General features: G+C 68.8%; 22 protein-coding genes. 14 read left to right on the top strand and 8 right to left on the bottom strand.

What is annotated here, in order from left to right; genetic code table 11:
* Positions 1 to 80: 80 nt before the first annotated feature.
* Together KF871_RS07010 and KF871_RS07005 are read right to left on the bottom strand one after the other, a co-directional pair.
* Positions 81 to 473 (bottom strand): response regulator, encoded by a 393-nt coding sequence (locus tag KF871_RS07010; protein WP_291140015.1) that lies wholly within the window; start codon positions 471 to 473, stop codon positions 81 to 83.
* Between the two features lie 113 nt (positions 474 to 586).
* On the bottom strand, positions 587 to 1,744 hold the full coding sequence (locus KF871_RS07005; protein WP_291140013.1) for a glycosyltransferase: 1,158 nt from the start codon (positions 1,742 to 1,744) through the stop codon (positions 587 to 589).
* A gap of 154 nt (positions 1,745 to 1,898) precedes the next feature.
* Here KF871_RS07005 and KF871_RS07000 point away from each other — a divergent pair, with 154 nt between their 5' ends.
* On the top strand, positions 1,899 to 3,416 hold the full coding sequence (locus tag KF871_RS07000) for an ATP-binding protein (protein WP_291140011.1): 1,518 nt from the start codon (positions 1,899 to 1,901) through the stop codon (positions 3,414 to 3,416).
* Here the strand turns inward: KF871_RS07000 and KF871_RS06995 are convergent.
* Positions 3,407 to 4,318 (bottom strand): LysR family transcriptional regulator, encoded by a 912-nt coding sequence (locus tag KF871_RS06995; RefSeq protein ID WP_291140009.1) that lies wholly within the window; start codon positions 4,316 to 4,318, stop codon positions 3,407 to 3,409. The genes KF871_RS07000 and KF871_RS06995 overlap by 10 nt on opposite strands.
* Before the next feature lie 104 nt (positions 4,319 to 4,422).
* On the opposite strand from KF871_RS06995, the gene KF871_RS06990 reads away from it, so the two are divergent.
* The gene (locus tag KF871_RS06990) at positions 4,423 to 5,430 is read left to right on the top strand and encodes a zinc-binding alcohol dehydrogenase family protein (RefSeq protein WP_291140007.1); all 1,008 of its coding nucleotides are present in this window, start codon (positions 4,423 to 4,425) and stop codon (positions 5,428 to 5,430) included.
* A 12-nt stretch (positions 5,431 to 5,442) separates the two neighbouring features.
* On the opposite strand, the gene KF871_RS06985 is transcribed toward KF871_RS06990, so the two are convergent.
* Both KF871_RS06985 and KF871_RS06980 read right to left on the bottom strand, forming a co-directional pair.
* Positions 5,443 to 6,174 (bottom strand): MgtC/SapB family protein, encoded by a 732-nt coding sequence (locus KF871_RS06985; RefSeq protein WP_291140005.1) that lies wholly within the window; start codon positions 6,172 to 6,174, stop codon positions 5,443 to 5,445.
* 67 nt (positions 6,175 to 6,241) lie between these two features.
* A complete protein-coding gene (locus KF871_RS06980; RefSeq protein WP_291140003.1) occupies positions 6,242 to 7,033 on the bottom strand; it encodes an IclR family transcriptional regulator in 792 nt (263 codons plus the stop codon).
* A gap of 171 nt (positions 7,034 to 7,204) precedes the next feature.
* Between KF871_RS06980 and KF871_RS06975 the strand changes: the two genes are divergently transcribed.
* From KF871_RS06975 to KF871_RS06940, 8 genes are read left to right on the top strand one after another with little or no spacing between them, the layout of a single operon-like run.
* Entirely contained in the window at positions 7,205 to 7,657 is a 453-nt protein-coding gene (locus KF871_RS06975; protein ID WP_291140001.1) for a type II 3-dehydroquinate dehydratase, read from the top strand.
* Between the two features lie 48 nt (positions 7,658 to 7,705).
* A complete protein-coding gene (gene dctP / locus KF871_RS06970; RefSeq protein ID WP_291139999.1) occupies positions 7,706 to 8,695 on the top strand; it encodes a TRAP transporter substrate-binding protein DctP in 990 nt (329 codons plus the stop codon).
* Positions 8,696 to 8,697: 2 nt separating this feature from the next.
* Entirely contained in the window at positions 8,698 to 9,180 is a 483-nt protein-coding gene (locus KF871_RS06965; protein WP_291139997.1) for a TRAP transporter small permease, read from the top strand.
* Positions 9,177 to 10,478, top strand: a complete 1,302-nt coding sequence (locus tag KF871_RS06960) for a TRAP transporter large permease (protein ID WP_291139995.1) — start codon at positions 9,177 to 9,179, stop codon at positions 10,476 to 10,478. The genes KF871_RS06965 and KF871_RS06960 overlap by 4 nt, the downstream gene beginning before the upstream one ends.
* A gap of 4 nt (positions 10,479 to 10,482) precedes the next feature.
* Complete coding sequence (locus KF871_RS06955; protein ID WP_291139993.1) at positions 10,483 to 11,160, top strand: hypothetical protein; 678 nt, start codon at positions 10,483 to 10,485, stop codon at positions 11,158 to 11,160.
* A gap of 3 nt (positions 11,161 to 11,163) precedes the next feature.
* Positions 11,164 to 12,039 carry a shikimate dehydrogenase gene (locus KF871_RS06950; protein WP_291139991.1) on the top strand — a complete coding sequence of 292 codons (876 nt, stop codon included), beginning with the start codon at positions 11,164 to 11,166 and terminating at the stop codon, positions 12,037 to 12,039.
* Positions 12,036 to 12,959, top strand: coding sequence for a 4-hydroxyphenylpyruvate dioxygenase (locus KF871_RS06945; RefSeq protein ID WP_291139989.1), 924 nt, complete (start codon positions 12,036 to 12,038; stop codon positions 12,957 to 12,959). The genes KF871_RS06950 and KF871_RS06945 overlap by 4 nt, the downstream gene beginning before the upstream one ends.
* Positions 12,956 to 13,858: a sugar phosphate isomerase/epimerase gene (locus tag KF871_RS06940; RefSeq protein WP_291139986.1), complete on the top strand. Its 903-nt coding sequence runs from the start codon at positions 12,956 to 12,958 to the stop codon at positions 13,856 to 13,858. Before KF871_RS06945 ends, KF871_RS06940 begins: the two co-directional genes overlap by 4 nt.
* Here the strand turns inward: KF871_RS06940 and KF871_RS06935 are convergent.
* Positions 13,855 to 14,772 carry a LysR family transcriptional regulator gene (locus KF871_RS06935; protein ID WP_291139984.1) on the bottom strand — a complete coding sequence of 306 codons (918 nt, stop codon included), beginning with the start codon at positions 14,770 to 14,772 and terminating at the stop codon, positions 13,855 to 13,857. The genes KF871_RS06940 and KF871_RS06935 overlap by 4 nt on opposite strands.
* A 116-nt stretch (positions 14,773 to 14,888) precedes the next feature.
* On the opposite strand from KF871_RS06935, the gene KF871_RS06930 reads away from it, so the two are divergent.
* Positions 14,889 to 15,656 (top strand): SDR family oxidoreductase, encoded by a 768-nt coding sequence (locus KF871_RS06930; protein ID WP_291139982.1) that lies wholly within the window; start codon positions 14,889 to 14,891, stop codon positions 15,654 to 15,656.
* A 13-nt stretch (positions 15,657 to 15,669) separates the two neighbouring features.
* On the opposite strand, the gene KF871_RS06925 is transcribed toward KF871_RS06930, so the two are convergent.
* Positions 15,670 to 16,134, bottom strand: a complete 465-nt coding sequence (locus KF871_RS06925) for an SRPBCC family protein (protein ID WP_291139980.1) — start codon at positions 16,132 to 16,134, stop codon at positions 15,670 to 15,672.
* A gap of 185 nt (positions 16,135 to 16,319) precedes the next feature.
* Here KF871_RS06925 and KF871_RS06920 point away from each other — a divergent pair, with 185 nt between their 5' ends.
* From KF871_RS06920 to KF871_RS06910, 3 genes are read left to right on the top strand one after another with little or no spacing between them, the layout of a single operon-like run.
* Positions 16,320 to 16,658: an NIPSNAP family protein gene (locus KF871_RS06920; RefSeq protein ID WP_291139978.1), complete on the top strand. Its 339-nt coding sequence runs from the start codon at positions 16,320 to 16,322 to the stop codon at positions 16,656 to 16,658.
* Positions 16,655 to 16,999 (top strand): antibiotic biosynthesis monooxygenase, encoded by a 345-nt coding sequence (locus KF871_RS06915; RefSeq protein WP_291139976.1) that lies wholly within the window; start codon positions 16,655 to 16,657, stop codon positions 16,997 to 16,999. The genes KF871_RS06920 and KF871_RS06915 overlap by 4 nt, the downstream gene beginning before the upstream one ends.
* 7 nt (positions 17,000 to 17,006) lie before the next feature.
* Complete coding sequence (locus KF871_RS06910; protein WP_291139974.1) at positions 17,007 to 17,708, top strand: helix-turn-helix transcriptional regulator; 702 nt, start codon at positions 17,007 to 17,009, stop codon at positions 17,706 to 17,708.
* Positions 17,709 to 17,779: 71 nt separating this feature from the next.
* Here KF871_RS06910 and KF871_RS06905 read toward each other — a convergent pair whose 3' ends face one another.
* Positions 17,780 to 18,172 carry a DUF4148 domain-containing protein gene (locus KF871_RS06905; RefSeq protein WP_291139972.1) on the bottom strand — a complete coding sequence of 131 codons (393 nt, stop codon included), beginning with the start codon at positions 18,170 to 18,172 and terminating at the stop codon, positions 17,780 to 17,782.
* Positions 18,173 to 18,463: the final 291 nt, after the last annotated feature.

Here is an 18,463-nt window from a genome sequence, read left to right as displayed (position 1 = left end):
GCCAAACGCGGAGAAGAAGGTCTTCAACCGCCCAATTCGACCAGTGGTCATGGGCGCGCGACGGATCGGGGACCGTCCGTTCACTGCGTCTCGAAGCGCTCGAGCAGCTTTGCCGCCTCGGCGCGGTCCAGTGGTTTGGTCAGGTAGCCGGCCACACTGGCGTAGGTCTGGGCACGCGCGCGGTCACCCGGGTCGGACGACGAAGACAGCATGATCACCGCCGTCTGCGCACGCAAGTCGGGTGCCAGCGCTTCAAAAGCGTCCAGGAAGGCAAAGCCGTCCATCACCGGCATGTTGATGTCCAGCAGGACCACGCGCACGCCATGCCGCGGGTCGGCGGCCAGGTGCGCCAATGCGTCCTGCGCGCGCTCGAACTCGATCACTTCGCAGGGCACGCCGCAGCGCTGCAGCGTGACACGGGTGAACAGCAGGTCGCTCTCGTTGTCGTCGACCATCATCACGCGCAGGGACATTCGGGCTCCTTGAGCCGGGACGTGGGTGGCTCAGGGCGCAATGTACGTGCAGCGGGCGCTACCCCGGCAACCCGGGCGCGCGCAAGGTCGCGGTTGGCGGGCGGGTGGCCGCCTCAGCCGGGTGCGCCCGCGCCAGCGGGCTCGCACACCGGCGTGTGCGCGGCCAGTACCCGGGCCAGGATCTGCGGTATCTCGAACAGGGCCCGGTTGTGCATGGCGCGGGCGCGCGCACGGTAGCCGTCCAGATCCGCCAGCAGCGTCTGCACCGCGCGGTCCACCGTCCGGTGGCTGTGGTGCACCACGCCCACGCCGTGTTCGTTTACCCACTGGGGGTTGTAGCGCTCCTGCGGCATGGTCCAGGCGTTGTCCACCACGATCACCGGCAGGCCCCGCCGCACCGCCTCGCTGATGCTGCCCGGGCCGGGCTTGCCGATGAAGAAGTCGGCCATGTCCATGTAGCGCTGCACCTCGGGCGTGAAGCCGACCACGTGCCGCGGGGCGCCGGCCGGCAGCGCCTGCAGCCGCCGCGCCAGCGCCTGGTTGTGGCCGCACAGCAGGATGAGCTGCACATCGGGCAGGTGGCGGGCAATGGTCAGCATGGCCTTGGAGCCGTGCCCACCGAACAGCACCAGCCCCGTGGGGCGGGACGGGTCGAGGCCGTGGCGGCGGCGCTCGCTGGCGCGGTCGCCAACGGGTGGCAGGTAGAACGACGGGCGCAGGATCATGCCGCTGGTGGCGTGCACGCGCTGGGGCGCGTGGCCGCTGGCCAGCGCCTGCATGACCGCGCGTTCGCTGCCGCACACGAAGTGCTGGGCCTGGCCGCGCTCGATCCAGAAGTGGGGTGGATGGTCGGCCAGGTCGGTGAGGATGGTCACCATCGGCGCACCCGGGCGGGCCAGGGCCAGGCCGTCGAACAAGGCCCGGTTGAAGTTGGGGATCAGCGAAACCACCATGTCGGGGCGCGTGCGCCGCCAGTGGGCGTCCAGGCGACCGACCAGGGCCGGGTGGGCCATGCGGATGGCGCCCTGCAGCAACTTGAGCTCCTGCGCCATGCCCATCGTCCAGCCCCGGGCCAGTCGGCGGTTGTACCAATCCTCGGGGGCCAGGCCGGTCAGGCGGCGAAAGCGATCGCAGGGATCGAGCACCTCGAACAGGTTGACCAGCCGCACCGACCAGGGCAGATCGAGCTCTGTCAGCACGCTTTGCAGCGCCTGCGCCGACGCCCGGTGGCCGCCACCGGCATTGAAATAGACGAGATCGATGTGACGCAAGGGCGACTCCGCGATGACCATGCGCCGCCAAGCCTATGGTGGGCGTGCGACAACCCCATGACGCCGTGTCAACCGGGCAAAGCGTGGGTGACACAAACCGGCCCCGCCCCTACGCTCGGGCACGCACTGTGCATACCCTGTCCGCAAACCCGACATGGATTCCACCGCACGCCCCACCATCGACGCCGCCCACTGGCTCGCCTTCTTCAACGCCATGCCGGGTGCGCTGGCGGTGACGCGACGCGCCGACGGTCGGCTGCTGGCGGTCAGCGACGGCTGGTGCGACATGCTGGGCATTGCGCGCGAAGACGCCCTGGGCCGCACCACCGTCGAGCTCGGCGTCTGGGACGACAACGCGGACCGCCAGAGTTTTCTGGCCCGCCTGGCCGAGCCCGGGCGCATCCACGTGCTGCGAAAAGGCAAACCCGGCCAGCGCCACGCCCGATTTCACTCCACGGTGCTCCCGCTCATGGGTGAAGAATGGCTGCTGGTCAACATCGTCGACGCCGAGGCCGAAGCCCAGACACTCGCCCGGCTGGCGGAGCAGAACAGCCTGTTGCAGCGCATCGCCTCGCGCGTGCCCGGCATCATGTACCTGGCGCGTGTGACGCCGGACAACCGATCCACCTTTGTCTTCATCAGCGAGGTCGCGCGCCAGATGCTGCAGCTGCGGCCCGACGAACGCACCGACGACGCGCGGGCGCTGTTTGCGCGTGTTCATCCGCAAGACCTGCCAGTGCTGCAGGCCAGCCTGCGCGAAGCCGCGGCGCACGAGGGACAGGTCTGGCGCTTTTCCTTTCGGGTCTGCCTGCCAGACGGCCAGCAGCGCTGGCACCAGGTCGATGCGATTCCGGTACACGAGCCCTCGGGCAGCGTGCTCTGGTACGGCTTCACCTCCGACGCCACCGAACAGCGCGAGGCGCAGGCCGAGATCGAAGCCCTCAATGCCTCGCTTGAACGGCGTGTGACCGAGCGCACGGCCGACCTGGAGCAGACACTGCGCGACCTCGAAGCCATGGCCTACTCCATGGCCCACGACCTGCGCACCCCACTGCGCTCGATCAACGGCTTTGCGGCGCTGGTGCGCGACCACGAACGCCACCAGCTCAGCCCCGCCGGCCAGCAGGCCGTCGACCGCATCGTGGGCGCCTCCGCTCGCATGGGCCACATGCTCACCGGTCTGCTGGAGTGGACGCAGGTGGTGCGCTGCAACCTGCACCCCTGCACCATCGACATGGCGGCGCTGGTGCACGAAACCGCGGTCATGCTGGGCTTGCCCGATGCCGGTGTGACCTGCCACGTCCACGATCTGCCCGATGCTTATGGCGATCCGACCTTGTTGCGCCAGGCCATGCAGCACTTGCTGGACAACGCGGTCAAGTTCTCTCGCGGCGCAGCGCACCCCACCATCCATGTGGACCACGACACCGCCACCGGCGCGTACCGCATACGCGACAACGGCATGGGCTTCGACCCGGCCCTGGCGCAGCAGATGTTCCTGCCTTTTCAGCGGGTACACACCGACCCCACGCTTCCCGGCCTGGGGATGGGCCTGGCCATCGTGAGTCGTATCGTGCAGCGCCACGGTGGTAGCGTGCGGGCCACCTGCGAACCCGGTGAAGGTTCGATCTTCTGGCTGAACCTGGGCAACCTGCCTGTGCCTCAGGACTGAGCGCTGCCCGTCAACCCAGCCACCCGCTGCACCAGCAGATCGCGCAACAGCCGCACCGCCGGACGCAGCTGGCTGCGGTCGGGGCAGGCCAGGTACAGCGGCGCCAGTTCGCCCTGCCAGTCTTCGCACAGGGGCACCAGCGCACCGCTGGCCAGATCGGGCGCCACGTCGATGCGCGACTTGTACGCAATGCCCTCGCCCATCACGGCCAGTCGGCGCACGGCATCGCCGTCGTCGCATTGCCACCCGCCTTTCACCGTCACCACCAATTCGGTTCGCCCGCGCGTGAAACGCCAGCGGTCGTGCACCCGGTCACTGAGCTGAAAGCACAGGCAGTGGTGGTCCGCCAGATCGTTCGGGTGCCGGGGCGTGCCGTGCTGGCGCAGGTACGCGGGCGACGCGCACAACACACGCCGGTTGTGGGGCGCCACCGGCAGGGCGATCAGGCTCGAATCGCCAGGCTCGCCATAGCGCAGGGCCACGTCGACCTGTTCGCGGTAGACGCCGGCCACCCGGTCGGACAGCTGCAATCGAAGCTCCACCTGCGGGTGTTGCCCGCGAAACGCCTGCAACCACGGCAACACCAGGTTGCGCCCCAGGTCGGAGGGCAGCGCCAGGCGCAGCACGCCCCGGATCACGTCGCGCCCGGCCAGCAGGCTCTCATGGGCGCGCCCGATGATCTCCAGCCCCTGCTCGCACTGCTGAACAAAGGCCTGCCCCTCGGGCGTGAGGCGCAGGCTGCGCGTCGAGCGCACAAACAGCCGAAGCCCCAGCTCGGCCTCCAGCCGCTTGACCAGGGCACTGCCGGCGGCGGGCGACATGCCGGTGGCACGTGCCGCCTCGGACAGGCTGGCGGCGCGCCCCGCGCGCACCAGAAACTGCAGATCGGCCAGGGTGGGCATTTTCAATTCCTGTTTGAAAGAGAACCGATTTTCAACACCTTTATTTGGAAACCGCAAGGCGGCAAAGTCCGGTCCATTCACTTCAACTTCCGATCGGAACCACCTTGCGCGCCATCGTCTACACCCAGCACGGCCTGCCCATCGACGACCCCCGGTCCCTGCACGAGATCGTGCTGCCCACGCCCACCCCCGGCCCACGCGACCTGCTGGTGCGCGTGCAGGCCATCGCCGTCAACCCGGTGGACACCAAGGTGCGCCGCTTTGTGGCCACCGACGGCCCGCGCGTGCCCGGCTGGGACGCGGTCGGCACCGTCGAGGCCGTGGGGCCAGAGGTCAGCCTGTTCAAGCCGGGCGATCGGGTCTATTACGCCGGCTCCATTGCCCGCCCGGGCGCCTACGCCGAGTACGGCCTGGTCGACGAGCGCATTGCCGCGCTCAAGCCACGCACCCTCAGCGACGCCGAGTCGGCCGCGCTGCCGCTGACCTCGATCACCGCCTGGGAGCTGCTCTTTGACCGGTTGCGCATTCCCGAACAGGGCGGCGAGGGTCGCACGCTGCTCATCGTCGGCGCCGCCGGCGGCGTGGGCTCCATGCTGACGCAGCTGGCCAGGCAACTGACGCGCCTGCGTGTCATTGCCACCGCGTCACGCCCCGAGACCCGGCAATGGCTGCTCGAACTGGGCGCACACGACGTGATCGACCACAGCCAGCCACTCACCGACGGGCTGCAGGCCATCGGCGTGCCCATGGTCGACCACGTGGCCAGCCTGACGCACACCGATCAACACTATGCGCAGCTGGTGCAGGCCATCGCGCCACAGGGCAGCATTGCGCTGATCGACGACCCCGCGCAGCTGGACGCGGTGCCGCTCAAACGCAAGTCGGTCTCGCTGCACTGGGAGCTGATGTTCACCCGGGCGCTGTTCGAGACCGACGACATGGTGCGCCAGCACGAGCTGCTGCAGCGGGTGGCCGCGCTGATGGACGACGGCACCCTGAAGTCGACCCTGGCCGAGCACTTCGGCCGCATCTCGGCCGAGAACCTGCGGCGCGCCCACGCGCAGATCGAAAGCGGCCGCGCGCGCGGCAAGCTGGTGCTTGAAGGCTTCTGAGACGCGGGCGCCTCAATCGCCCGTGGGCGACAGGCGGAACTCGCGCACCGCGGGCAAGGCGCTGAGCGAGCGGGCCAGTTTGGCCAGATTGGCGGCCGCGGTGGTGCGCAGCATCATGCGGTACTCGAAGGTGTCGCCGTCTTCAAGCCGGTAGCTCAGGTTGGCGATGCTGAAGCCGTGCTCGCGCAGCAGCTCGCGCAGATGCTCTTCGCTCAGCACCTCGTCGCGCTTGAAGCGCACGATGTGCTGGGCGAACAGGTGGGTCGGCATGCGCAGCTCGATGCGCCGGAACAGCGCCAGCACGCCCAGCGCCGCCAGCGTGGCCATCACGCCGGCCGAATAAAAGCCGATGCCCATGAGCACGCCGATGGCGGCGGTGATCCAGATGGAGGCGGCCGTCGTCAGCCCGCGCACCGTGAGGCCTTCCTTGAAGATGACGCCGGCGCCCAGAAAGCCGATGCCGGTCATGATGCCCTGCGCCATGCGCGTCGGGTCCATGGTCACCACACCCGTGGAGCCGCGGGCGAACCAGTAGCTCTGGTACAGCGTCACCAGCATCAGCACGCTCGACGCCAGGCAAACCAGGGTGTGGGTGCGAAAGCCGGCCGGCCGCCCATGAAAGCTGCGCTCCAGTCCGATGACGCCACCGGCCAGCAAGGCGCTGCCCATGTGCAGCGCCACCTCAAGGTACAGGCTCAGGTTGGCGGGCGACAGGCCCAGGGCGTTCTGTAACCAAACTGTCATATTCGGCATGCTACGCCGATGACGTCACCCCACCCACCATCGGGGCATTGGACGTTGTGTCGCCGCGTCAGCCCTTGCCCAGCGGCGGCCTGCCGAACAGGGCGGAGGCGTTGCTCATGGGTCCCAGCTCGGCGGCGGCGTCCAGCATGGCCGGGGCCAAGGTCTGCATGCGTTCGGCCGTGAGGCGCTGGCGTGGACCCGCAATGCTGATGACGCCGATGGCCTCCTGGCGACGCATCACCGGCACGGCGATCGCGCTCATGCCGGGGGCAAACACCTCGTCGATCACGGCGTAGCCCCGCACGCGCGCCGCGTGCAGGTACCCCAGCAGGGCCTTGATGGTGGTAGGTGCCTTGGGGCCGTATTCCTTGGGTGTGCCGAAACCCTGGTGCGCCACCAGGGCCAGCGCGCGCTCGTCGCTGAGTGTGAGCAGCCAGGCGTGGCCCGACGCAGTGCACGACAGCCGCGCGTCCATGCCCATGTCGGGGTCGTAGCGCAGGCCCTGGCGGGTGCCCTGCGCCTTGGCCACCCAGGTCAAACGCTCGTCGTCGACGATGGACAGGCGCACCAGCTCGCCGGACTTCTGCGCCAGCCGCTCCAGCAGGGGCTCGGCGATGTCGACGATGCCCGCGTGGCTGAGGTAGCCCAGGCCGAGCGAGACCACCTTGGTGGTGAGTTGGTAGTCGCCCTGCTTGCGCTTTTGCCGCACGTAGCCACGCAGCTGCAGATCGGTCAGCAGGCGGTGGCAGGCGCTGAGCGGGATGTCCAGCTCTTCGGCCATCAGCGCCAGGGGCAGACCGTCCGGGTGGCGGGCCAGCAGTTCCAGCAAGGAAAGCCCGCGGTCGAGCGCCAGGTTCATGGGTGAATTTCAAATAACGGAATACGTTTCCAGTCCGGAAAGTGTTTCCTGAGGCAGACCAAGAATCCGCCCACACACACCGGGTTCCGCGCCCGGACGACACGAAACAGGAGACGACTGTAGGCCACGCGCCCCCACCGGCCAAGCCGCCGCCGCGACACGCACACCCCCATGACCGCCACCGTCCACATCCTCAACGGGCCCAACCTCAACCTGCTGGGCACACGCGAACCCCACCTCTACGGGCACACCACGCTGGCCCAGGTCGAGCAACGCTGCCAGACCCTGGCCGCCGAGCTCGGCCTGCGCTGCGTGTTCCGCCAGTCCAACCACGAAGGCGTGCTGGTCGACTGGGTGCAGGAAGCCCGAGCGGCCGGCGCCGCCGTGGTGATCAACCCGGCCGGGCTGTCGTTTCGCTCCATTCCGCTGCTGGACGCGCTCAAGACGGTGGACCTGCCGGTGATCGAGGTGCACATCACCAACATCCACCGCCGGGAAGCGCCCTACCAGCAGTCGCTGACCGCGCACGCTTCCACCGGCGTGATCTGCGGCCTCGGCCCACAGGGCTACGAACTGGCGCTGCACGCGGTGGCCGCACGCCTGCGCGAAGCCGCCACCGTCTGACCCACCTGCCCCCGCTTTCCTCACCACAACCACCACGGAGACAACACCATGACCGCTGAACTCAATCGACGCGGCGCCCTGTGCGCCGGTGCCGGCCTGGCCGCCGCTGCGCTGATGCCCGGCCTGGCGCGGGCCCAGACCACGCTGCGCTTTGCCGCCGTGTTTGCCGACACCGACATCCGCGCCGAGATGATGAAAAAGCTCGCCGCCGACGTGGCGCCGGACCACAAAATCGACCTGTTCCTCAACTCCACGCTGTTCCGCCAGGGCACCGAGCTGGTCGCCCTGCAGCGCGACAACCTGGAGATGGGCAACATCTCGCCGCAGGACATCTCCAAGCAGGTGCCGGCGTGGTCGCTGCTGACCTCGGCCTACCTGTTCCGCGACGCCAACCACCTCAACGCCTTCTTCGCCAGCGACGCCGGCGCTCAGATGAAGAAGATGGTGGAGGACCAGCTCAAGGTGAAGATCCTGGGCCCGACCTTCTTCGGCACCCGCCACGTCGGCCTGCGCATCAAGAAGAAGATCAACACCCCGGCCGACCTGGCCGGCGTGAAGCTGCGCATGCCACCCGGCGACGCCTGGCAACTGCTGGGTCGCTCGCTGGGCGCCAACCCGACGCCGCTGGCCTACGCCGAGACCTACACCGGCCTGCAGACCGGCACCGTCGACGGCCAGGACAACCCGCTGCCGAACGTACAGAACATGAAGTTCTACGAGGTGATGTCGCAGATCGTGCTGACCTCGCACCTGGTCGGTTTTGACCTGCTCACGCTCAACCTCAAGACCTGGCAGGCCATGTCGGCCGACAAGCAGCGCGCCTTCCAGGCCGCGGCCGACAAGGCCATTGCCTGGAGCACGGCCGAGCACCAGAAGCGCGAAGCGGACCTGGCCGAGAACTTCCGCCGCCAGGGCCTGGACGTCTATGTGCCCGACACCAAGGCCTTCCGCGCCTTCGCGCAGAAGGTCTACCTGGGCTCCGACGCCGCCAAGGACTGGCCGAGCGGCATGCTCGACAAGATCAACGCGATGACCTGAACATGGTGGCGGCATTGCGTCGCTGGGCGGAGGCGGTGGCCGCGGGCTTGCTCGCGGTCATCTTCCTCGCCTTTCTGGTGCAGATCGCGCTGCGCTATCTGCTGAACTGGCCCGTGGGCTGGACCGCCGAGCTCTCGCTGGCGGCCTGGCTCTGGCTGGTGCTGTGGGGCTCGGCCTTCGTGCTGCGCGATCACGAAGAGATCCGCATCGACCTGCTGGTCACTGCGGTCGGCCCGCGCGGGCAACGCGTGCTGGGCGCCATCGGTTCCATCGCCATGGTGGTGTTGTTCGGCATGGCCTTGCCCGCCACCTGGGACTACGTCACGTTCATGAAGGTGGAGAAGACCTCTTACCTGCACATCCGGTTTGACTGGCTGTTCTCGATCTATCTGCTGTTTGCGGTGGCGGTGATCGCCCGCCACGCCTGGCAGGTCGCGCGCCTGTTCATGCCCGCCCGAACCACCGACATCACCGAACAACCGTGAGCTTCTCGACACCGTTCGCCTGGGCGCTGGCCGCCATCGTGGCCCTGAGCGTGCTGGGCGTGCCCGTGGGCCAGGCCATGATCGGCGGCTCCATCCTGTACCTGTGGCTCAAGGGCATGGACATGGGCAGCGCGGCCGAGCAGTTGCTCAACAGCACCTACTCGGGCTACCTGCTGCTGGCCATTCCGCTGTTTGTGCTGGCCGCCAGCTTCATGAGCTCGGGCAGCGTGCTCGATCGCCTGCTGCGCTGGTGCAATGCACTGGTGGGGCGCTTTCCCGGGGGGCTGGCGCAGGTCAACGTGCTGCAAAGCATCGTGTTCGCCAGCATGTCTGGCTCGGCCCTGGCCGACGCCGCCGGCTCGGGCAAGCTGATGCAGGCGCTGATGACGCGCGACGGCCGCTACACCAAGGCGTTTGCCGGTGCGCTCACCGCCGTGTCGGCGGTCATCGGCCCCATCCTGCCGCCGTCGATTCCGCTGGTGCTGTACGCGCTGGTCTCGGGCGCCTCGATCGGCCATCTGTTCCTGGCCGGCGTGCTGCCCGGCCTGCTGCTGGGTGCGGTGCAGATGACCCTGATCTACGTGCAGGCCAGGCGGCACAACTTTCCGCTGGAGCCTGCGGTGCCGCTGCGCGAGATGCCGCGCATCACGCGCGAAGCCCTGCCAGCGCTGCTCATGCCGGTGTTGCTGCTGGGCTGCCTGTACAGCGGCATCACCACGCCTACCGAAGCGGCCGGCGTGGCCGCTGCCTACGCCCTGCTGGTGTCGGCCCTGCTGTACCGCAGCCTGCGCTGGCGCGAGGTGTACGACGCGCTGCTGAGCAGCACGCGCACCAGCATCTCCATCGGCATGCTGATCGCGGGCGCGCTGGTCTTCAACTACGTCATCACGTCCGAGAACATCCCCGCCACGCTGAGCCAGATGCTGCGCGGCCTGGACCTGTCGCCCACCGGCTTCCTGCTGCTGGCCAACGTGTTGCTGCTGGTGCTGGGTGCCTTTCTTGAGGGCTCGACCATCATCCTGGTCATCCTGCCGGTGCTGCTGCCCACCGCCACCGCGCTGGGCGTCGACCCGGTGCACTTCGGCGTGGTGGCAGTGCTCAACATCATGATCGGCCTGGTCACGCCGCCCTACGGCCTGCTGCTGTTCATGATGACGAAGATCGCCGAGGTCAGCCTGATGGCGCTGGTGCGCGAGACGCTGCCCTTCCTGGGCGTGATGCTGGTGGCGCTGGCGATCGTGACCTTCTGGCCCGACTTCGTGCTGTTCATCCCGCGGCTGGCGGGCTATTCGGGGTAACGACATGGCGATGCTGGGACAGGCCGCACTGGCCATGTGGTGGGACATGGCGCCCGAGCGCCTGGCCGAGTTCGGCCACTGGCACAGCCACGAACACTTTCCCGAGCGGCTGGCGCTGCCGGGCTTTCGCCGCGCCTCGCGCTGGCTGGCCGCCGATGGCGGCGAAGGCGTGTTTACCTGCTACGAGATCGCCGAGCCCGCCGACCTGGGATCGCCCGCCTACCAGGCGAGGCTGAATGCGCCCACGCCCTGGTCGACGGCCATGATGCCGCACCACCGCCACATGCAGCGCGCGCAATGCGAGGTGCTGGCCAGCGTGGGCGCTTTCGTCGCTGGGCACTTGCTCACGCTGCGCCTGGCCGCGCTCGATGACACCGGCATCGCGCTCTGGCGCGCATGGGCGCGCACGCACGCCGGTGCGCCCGGCCTGGCGGGCGTGCACCTGCTGCGGCACGCACCACCAGCCATTCCCACCACCACCGAGCAACGCATTCGCGGCGGCGACGGCGCGCCGGCCTGTGTGGCCCTCGTCAGCGCCTACGACGCCGACGCACTGTCGACCGCGGCGTCCATGCTGGCCACGTTGCCGGGCCACCATGGCGAACCGGCTGCGCGCTTTCGCCTGGCGATGTCTGCGCTGGCCGGTGAACTGGCCGACATCGAACCCCCTGCGCACCACTGAGCCATGGCTACGCCCCGCATCGACGGCCACACCCGGGTGATCGTCCACCTGGGCCACCCCACGCACAGCTTCAAGGCGCCGCTGATCTACAACCCCTGGTTCGCCGCCTGTGGGTGCAACGCGTTGGTGGTGCCGATCGATTGCCCGCCGGGCGCGCTCGATGCGCTGTTGCCGCCGCTGATGGCCGCGCCGAATGTGATCGGCGCGCTGATCACCATGCCACACAAGGTGGGTGTGACGCGCCTGCTCGACGAGGTGTCCACCACCGCGCGCGTGGCCGGCGCCTGCAACGCGGTGCGGCGCGACGCGGCGGGGCGGCTGGTGGGCGACATGTTCGACGGCGAGGGCTTTGTGCGCGGCGTGCAACGCAAGGGGCTGGACCTGCGGGGCGCCAGCGCGCTGGTGGTGGGCAGTGGCGGCGTGGGCTCGGCCATCGCGGCGTCGCTGGCGGCCGCGGGCGTGGCCCGGCTCGACCTGTTCGACGTGCACGCTGCGGCCAGCGAAGCCCTGCGCGACCGTTTGCTGGCCGGTTGGCCGGCGCTGCGTGTGCGCTGCGGCGTGCGCGACCCGAGCGGCTTGCAGCTGGTGGTCAACGCCACGCCGCTGGGCATGAACCCCGACGACCCGATGCCGGTCGACGTGTCGCGCCTGGACGCCAGCACCTTCGTCGGCGAGGTCGTCATGCGCGAGGCGATCACCGCCTTTCTGGCGGCGGCGCTGGCGCGCGGCTGCCGGGTGCAGGTGGGCACCGACATGCTGTTCGAGCAGATCCCCGCCTATCTGGACTTCTTCGGTCTGCCCCTGGCCACGCCCGAGCAGCTGCGCGAACACGCCGAGCTGGCAGCGCCCACCCCACCTGTTGCGAAGGACACGCCATGATCGCCACCGACATCGAACAGGATCGCGAGCCGCTGCAAGCCAGCGGTGGCGACGCCGACAACCCGCTGGGTCTGGACGGGATCGAGTTCGTCGAGTACGCCACGCTGCAGCCGCAGGCACTGGCGCAGGTGCTGGAGCGCATGGGCTTTCGGCCGGTGGCGCGGCACCGTTCGCGCGAGGTGATGCTGTACCGCCAGGGCGGCATCAACATCGTGGTGAACGCGCACCCGATCGATGCCCTGGGCGCAGCCCGCGGCGGCGCGCACCCGGTGATTGCCGCGGTGGGTCTGCGCGTTCGCGATGCGCGCGCGGCGCGCGCCTATGTGCTGTCGCGTGGCGGCTGGGAGGTGCCCACCCACCCCGAGGCCATGGAGCTGAACATCCCGGCCATCCACGGCGTGGGGGGCAGTCGCATCCACCTGATCGACCGCCACCGCGAGTTCTCGATCTACGACATCGACTTCGTCCCTATCCCCGGCGTCGACCTGCACCCACCGAGTGAGCTGGGTCTGCGCTTCTTTGGCCTGGTGCAGTACATCGGCACCGGTCGCAGCAACGACTGGCTGGCGTTCTACGAGACCCTGTTCGACGCCCGCGCCATTCCCGACGAACAACGCTTCGGCATCATGCCCGCGGGCCACCTGATGCGCATGCCCGGGCGCCAGCCCGACAGTGCCTTCCTGCTGCAACTGGTGGAGCCACCGCTGGACGCGCCCGACATGCAGGAGAGCTGGCAGCGCATTGGCCTGGGTGTCGCCGATGTTCTGGCGGCGGTGCGCACGCTGCGCGAGCGCGGTGTCGAGTTCGTCGAATCCGACACCGTGCACGCGGGGCAGCGCGGCGCCATCACCAAGGCCTACCTGGGGAGCGTGGTGTTCGAGCTGGTGCAAGACCCGCTGAGCGCCGCCGGCGTGGCATGAACGATCCACGCAGCATGGCGGCGGCCCTGGGCCGCTTCGGCATGGACACCATCACGCTGGCCGGCCCGCTGCAGGCCCGGCTGCAGGCCATGCGCTCGGCCGGTTTCAGTCAGGTGATGCTCAAGGCCAACGACCTGGTGGGTCATCCGCAGGGCTGGCAGGCCGCCGTCGATGAGGTGCGCGCCAGCGGGCTGCGCGCCACCGGCTTTCAGGTGCTGCGCGATTTCGAGGGACTCAGCGGCCACCTGCACGACTACAAGCTCGACATCGCCAAGAACATGCTGCGCCTGTGCGCGGCCCTGGGCAGCCCGCTGTTGCTGGTGTGCTCATCGACGTCGGCGCACGCCTCGCAGGACCTGGATCACATGGCGCGCGACCTGCGCAAGCTCGCCATGCTGGCGCTGCCGCTGGGCGTGCGCATTGCCTACGAGGCACTGTCCTGGGGCCGCACGGTAAACGAGTACACGCAGTCGTGGGATGTGGTGAGCCGGGCCGACTGCCCCAATCTGGGCCTGTGCCTGGACAGCTTTCACATCCTGGCCGCCAAGACCTCGCTGGATGCGCTGGCCGACATCGAGCCGGACAAGGTGTTTCTGGTGCAGCTGTCGGACTTTCTCTGGCAGGAGGCGCGCACCTTCGAGGAGCGCATGGCCACCGCGCGCACCTACCGCGTGTTCCCCGGCGAGGGCGTGCACACCCCACAGCTCATCGAGCTGGTGCAGGCGCTCGACGCCATGGGCTACGGCGGCGACCACAGCTTCGAGGTCTTCAACGACGACTACCAGCAGATGCCGCTGCCCATGGTCTGCGAGCGCGCGCGCCGCAGCGCCTTGTGGTTGGGTGAGGACGTGCTGCGCCTCAGCCTGCCTTTGCCTGGGCAGTTGCGCCTGCAGCGCTAGGCCTTCGCTGACTGGGCCACCAACGGCGCCACCGCTTCGCCCAGCCATTGCATGAACACCTGCACCCGCCGCGGCAGGTTGCGCCGGTGCGCGTACAGCAGGGTCACCGGCATGGGCGCGGGCCGCCAGTCGGGCAGCACCTCGACCAGACGGCCCTCGCGCAACAGGTCGGCCACGCCCACACGCGGCACCTGCACGATGCCCAGGCCGGCCAGGCAGGCGCTGCGGTAGGCCTCGGAGTTGTTGACGGTGAGTGCGCCTGGCATGGGCACGAAGCGGTTCTGGCCGTCGTCGGCCTGGTATTCGAAACCCGGCGAGCGCGCGCCCAGCTCGGTGACGTAGTGCACCAGGCGGTGGGTGGCCAGTTCGTCCGGGGTGCGGGGCTGGCCGTGCTGGGCGACGTAGTCCGCGCTGGCGCAGTTGACCAGCGCACAAGCGCCCAGCGGCCGCGCCACCAGGCTGGAGTCCCCCAGCGCGCCCACCCGCAACACGCAGTCGAAGCCTTCGCGTACCAGATCCACCCGGCGGTCGGTGCTGCTGAGCTCGACCGACAGACCCGGGTGCGCCGTCAGAAAGGCGGGCAGCTTCGGCAGTACGTGATCGCGCGCCACGCCGATGGGCATGTCCACCCGCAAGCGTCCGTTGAGGCCACCACTGGCCGGCTGGAACAGGGTGCGCAGCTCGTCCATGTCGTCGAGCAGGTCGCGGCAGCGGTCGTGGAACACTTGCCCGTCCTGCGTGAGGGAGACGCGCCGCGTGGTCCGGTGCAGCAGCCGGGTGCCCAGCTGGGCTTCGAGCTGTTGCACCGCGGTGGACACGCTGGCCTTGGGCAGGCCCAGGCTGGCGGCGGCCTGCGTGAAGCTGCCGAGTTCGGCCACGCGGGCAAAGGCGTTCATGGCGTCGAGGGTGTTCATGACGGGCCCAATTGTTCGCTACAGACGAACAGAGTAACCGAGATCAGGTGATTTATCCAATCCATGGCGATCAATAGACTGCCCTTCATCCCATTCACCCACCGAAGGACATCACCATGACCACCTCCCAACACCCCATTGCCCTGATCACCGGCGGCAGCCGCGGCCTGGGCCGCAACGCCGCGCTGCACCTCGCCCGCTCGGGCGTCGACGTGATCCTGACCTACCGCAGCCGGGCCGAGGAGGCGCAGGCGGTGGTCGCCGAGATCGAGGCCATGGGCGCCAAGGCCGTCGCCCTGCCGTTGGACGTCGGTCGCAGCCAGGACTTCCCCGCCTTTGCGCAAGCCGTGCGCGAGCAGTTGCGCAGCCATTGGGGGCGCGAGGATTTCGACCACCTCGTCAACAACGCCGGCATCGGTGTGCATGCGGCGTTTGCCGAAACCAGCGAGGCGCAGTTCGACGAGCTGGTGAACGTGCACCTGAAGGGGCCGTTCTTCCTGACGCAGGCGCTGCTGCCGCTGCTGGCCGACGGTGGGCGCATCCTCAACATCTCCAGCGGCCTGGCGCGCTTTGCCCTGCCCGGCTACGCCGCCTACGCCACCATGAAAGGCGGCATCGAAGTGCTCACGCGCTACCTGGCCAAGGAGTTGGGCGCGCGCGGCATCGCCGTCAACACCGTGGCCCCGGGCGCGATCGAGACCGACTTCGGCGGTGGCGCGGTGCGCGACAACGCGGCGCTCAACGGCCTCATCGCCTCACAAACTGCGTTGGGCCGTGTGGGCCTGCCCGACGACATCGGCGGCGTCATCGCCTCGCTGCTGCAACCGCAGAACGGCTGGATCAACGCCCAGCGCATCGAGGCCTCGGGCGGCATGTTCCTGTGAGTGATGCGCGGGCTCAGCCGTTGGGGATCTCGGGCTCCACCAGGCGCGCGAGCTGCGCCAGCGACTCCTGCCAGCCCAGGTAGCACATCTCGGTGGGGATCACGGCCGGGATGCCGCTTTGCACCACAGTCAGTTCGGTGCCACAGGCCACGGCCCTGAAGGTGACGCTGACCTCCATGGTGCCGGGCAGGCCGGGGGCGTCGAAGCGGTCGGTGTAGCGCAAGCGCTCACCGGGCACGACCTCGAGGTACTCGCCGCCGAAGCTCTCGCGGTGGCCGGTGCCGAAATTGGTGAACGACATGCGGTGCAGACCACCGACCCGCGCGTCCATGCGGTGCACCTCGGCGGTGAAGCCGTAGGGCGGCAGCCAGCGGCACATGGCGGCGGGCTCGACAAAGGCGCGGAACACGCGCTCGGGCGGCGCCTTGAGCACGCGGTGCAGGTGAACGGTACCGGTGGTGGACGGTGCTGCGGACATGGCTGTCTCCTGGGTTGAGTGAGAGCGGGGCGCCAATCGCTGCCCCTTGAACCGACGACGGCCTACCTACGCAGAATTCGACAACCGCCGCTGGTCGCGCCGACACCATGATGGTTCGACACCCATCGAAGCACGAAAGCCCCGCCCCGCCGCACAGTGCGGGCTCCCACCCACAGGAGCTTCGCATGCACACCGTGTGCTTCATCCGCTACCAGATCGACCCCTTCCAGCTGAGCGCCTTCAGCGACTACGCCACCCATTGGGGCCGCATCATCCCGCGCTGCGGCGGTCACCTGCTCGGCTACTTCGTGCCGAGCGAAGGCACCAACGACATCGCCTGGGGCCTGATCGGCTTCGACGACCTGGCCGCTTACGAACGCTACCGCGCCGCGCTTCGCCGCGACCCCGAAGGCCAGGCCAACTTCGAGCGCGCGCGCACGCAGCGCTTCATCCTGCGCGAGGAGCGCACCTGGCTCGCCAGCGTGCCGGGCACCTTCGCTCAGCCCCGGCAGGTGCAGCCATGATCGCCGTCATCTTCGAGGTCGAGCCGGTGACCGGTGGCGCGCAACGCTACTTCGCCATCGCGCAGGACCTGCGGCCGCACCTGGCCCACATCGACGGCTTCATCTCGGTGGAGCGCTTCGAATCGCTGAACCAGCCCGGCCGCTTCCTGTCGCTGAGTTTCTGGCGCGACGAGGCCGCGGTGCACGCCTGGCGCAACCACGGGCTGCACCGCCAGGGTCAGGCCGAGGGGCGCGACACGGTTTTTGCCAACTACCGCATCCGCGTGGCCCAGGTTGTCCGAGACTACGGACTTCGCGAGCGCGACGAGGCGCCGCCCGACGCGCGTCAGGCCCACGGATGACCCCTGCATGAGCCACCCTTTCGAACCCGCCATCGCCACGGTGGCCAGTCTGCTGGCCGACCCCTCACGCTCGCAGATGCTGTTGCACCTGCTGGGTGGGCGAAAAGCCAGCGCATCGGATCTGGCGGCGGTGGCCGGCGTGTCGGCCGCCACCGCCAGCACCCACCTCGGCAAACTGCTCGACGGCGGGCTGGTGCGGGTGGAGCCGCGCGGCAGGCACCGCTACTACGCACTCACCGACGAATCCGTGGCGCGCCTGATCGAGTCGCTGGCGCATGTGTCCGAGCGGGTGAGCACCGCGCCGGCCTGGCGGCACCCGGCACGCGCGCGCTTGAAGTTCGCGCGCTGCTGCTATGGCCACCTCGCAGGCGAACTGGGAGTGCAGCTGTTTGCCAGCCTGTTGCAACGCGGGGCGTTCGACACCCGGGCCGATGGCCTCGCCCTGACCGACGCCGGTGCTGCCTGGCTGCAGCAACTGGGCATGCGCGACACCGAACCGTCGGGCCAGCGCCGGCGCTTTGCCTACGCCTGTCACGACTGGTCCGAGGGTGTTGACCACCTCGCCGGTGAGCTGGCCGAGCGCCTGCTGCAACACCTGCTTGCGCGGGGCTGGCTGCGCGCCACCGGCGAGCGCGCCCTGGCGCTGACGCCGCTGGGCCAGGCGCAGTTGCTGCCGCTGCTGACCCCGCGCGAAGCGACGGTGTCCTGATCAGCGCGGGCAAAAAAAAGCGGTCCCCGCAGGGACCGCTCAAACACCTTGGAGACAGGAGACAGAAGCGATCAGTTGGCGATGGTGGTCGCGGCACCTTGGGCGACCGCGTTGCCTTGCACGGCGCGCACACCGGCCAGGCGCACTTGCTCGGCTTGAGCGGCGGTCGGCACGGGCAGGATTTCGCCTTGGGCGACCAGGCCCACACGGTAGGCTTCAGCGGCCTCGGCGCGCACCTGGGCAATGCTCAGGTTGCTGGCGACGACGGTGGCCTGGTCCTGGCCTTCGCTGGCTTCGCCGCGGGCAATGATGTCGGCCTTGTAGGCCGGGGCCACCTGAGCTTGCACTTCGGCGCGGGTTTGTTGCGACTGGAAGTTGAAGACTTCGTTGCCTTCGATCGGGCCTTCGGCGAAGGCGGCACCAGCGGAGATGGCAAGAACGAGGGGGAGCAGAGCGGATTTCATGACGGTTCCTTTGAGACAGAGGTAGAAGGGTTCTTGTTTCTGTCGAACACGTCCTTGTGTGTTCGGCATGGGGTGAATTCTGGGCATTGCCGATCAAGAGATAAACAACCAGATCAGCAAATGATCGTTGCCATATGAGCAACAAAAGAAGACCCATGACAGCGTCACGGCACCCGCCGTGCCAGGGCCTGTTCACACCATTTTTCCAAGTGGGAACGGGGTGGAAACAGCGCCAATCGAGGCGCGCGACGACGGCCAGGCTGGCCGCCTGGCCTAGGAGTGCAACGACGA

Origin of the sequence: Hydrogenophaga sp. (assembly GCF_019635465.1) — a bacterium.
GTDB lineage: Bacteria > Pseudomonadota > Gammaproteobacteria > Burkholderiales > Burkholderiaceae_C > Hydrogenophaga.
The sequence above is the reverse complement of the archived record's forward strand: the minus strand, read 5'-3'. Positions and strand labels throughout refer to the sequence as shown.

What these genes read in the sequence shown, in the direction of transcription:
- KF871_RS06925 (WP_291139980.1), bottom strand. Translation starts at nt 16,134, where the DNA reads ATGTCCGCAGCACCGTCCACCACCGGTACCGTTCACCTGCACCGCGTG.
- KF871_RS06950 (WP_291139991.1), top strand. Translation starts at nt 11,164, where the DNA reads ATGGCTACGCCCCGCATCGACGGCCACACCCGGGTGATCGTCCACCTG.
- KF871_RS06955 (WP_291139993.1), top strand. Translation starts at nt 10,483, where the DNA reads ATGGCGATGCTGGGACAGGCCGCACTGGCCATGTGGTGGGACATGGCG.
- KF871_RS06905 (WP_291139972.1), bottom strand. Translation starts at nt 18,172, where the DNA reads ATGAAATCCGCTCTGCTCCCCCTCGTTCTTGCCATCTCCGCTGGTGCC.
- KF871_RS06930 (WP_291139982.1), top strand. Translation starts at nt 14,889, where the DNA reads ATGACCACCTCCCAACACCCCATTGCCCTGATCACCGGCGGCAGCCGC.
- KF871_RS06910 (WP_291139974.1), top strand. Translation starts at nt 17,007, where the DNA reads ATGAGCCACCCTTTCGAACCCGCCATCGCCACGGTGGCCAGTCTGCTG.
- KF871_RS07000 (WP_291140011.1), top strand. Translation starts at nt 1,899, where the DNA reads ATGGATTCCACCGCACGCCCCACCATCGACGCCGCCCACTGGCTCGCC.
- KF871_RS06985 (WP_291140005.1), bottom strand. Translation starts at nt 6,174, where the DNA reads ATGACAGTTTGGTTACAGAACGCCCTGGGCCTGTCGCCCGCCAACCTG.
- KF871_RS07010 (WP_291140015.1), bottom strand. Translation starts at nt 473, where the DNA reads ATGTCCCTGCGCGTGATGATGGTCGACGACAACGAGAGCGACCTGCTG.
- KF871_RS06945 (WP_291139989.1), top strand. Translation starts at nt 12,036, where the DNA reads ATGATCGCCACCGACATCGAACAGGATCGCGAGCCGCTGCAAGCCAGC.
- KF871_RS06995 (WP_291140009.1), bottom strand. Translation starts at nt 4,318, where the DNA reads ATGCCCACCCTGGCCGATCTGCAGTTTCTGGTGCGCGCGGGGCGCGCC.
- KF871_RS06915 (WP_291139976.1), top strand. Translation starts at nt 16,655, where the DNA reads ATGATCGCCGTCATCTTCGAGGTCGAGCCGGTGACCGGTGGCGCGCAA.
- KF871_RS06975 (WP_291140001.1), top strand. Translation starts at nt 7,205, where the DNA reads ATGACCGCCACCGTCCACATCCTCAACGGGCCCAACCTCAACCTGCTG.
- dctP (WP_291139999.1), top strand. Translation starts at nt 7,706, where the DNA reads ATGACCGCTGAACTCAATCGACGCGGCGCCCTGTGCGCCGGTGCCGGC.
- KF871_RS06920 (WP_291139978.1), top strand. Translation starts at nt 16,320, where the DNA reads ATGCACACCGTGTGCTTCATCCGCTACCAGATCGACCCCTTCCAGCTG.
- KF871_RS06980 (WP_291140003.1), bottom strand. Translation starts at nt 7,033, where the DNA reads ATGAACCTGGCGCTCGACCGCGGGCTTTCCTTGCTGGAACTGCTGGCC.
- KF871_RS06965 (WP_291139997.1), top strand. Translation starts at nt 8,698, where the DNA reads ATGGTGGCGGCATTGCGTCGCTGGGCGGAGGCGGTGGCCGCGGGCTTG.
- KF871_RS06940 (WP_291139986.1), top strand. Translation starts at nt 12,956, where the DNA reads ATGAACGATCCACGCAGCATGGCGGCGGCCCTGGGCCGCTTCGGCATG.
- KF871_RS06935 (WP_291139984.1), bottom strand. Translation starts at nt 14,772, where the DNA reads ATGAACACCCTCGACGCCATGAACGCCTTTGCCCGCGTGGCCGAACTC.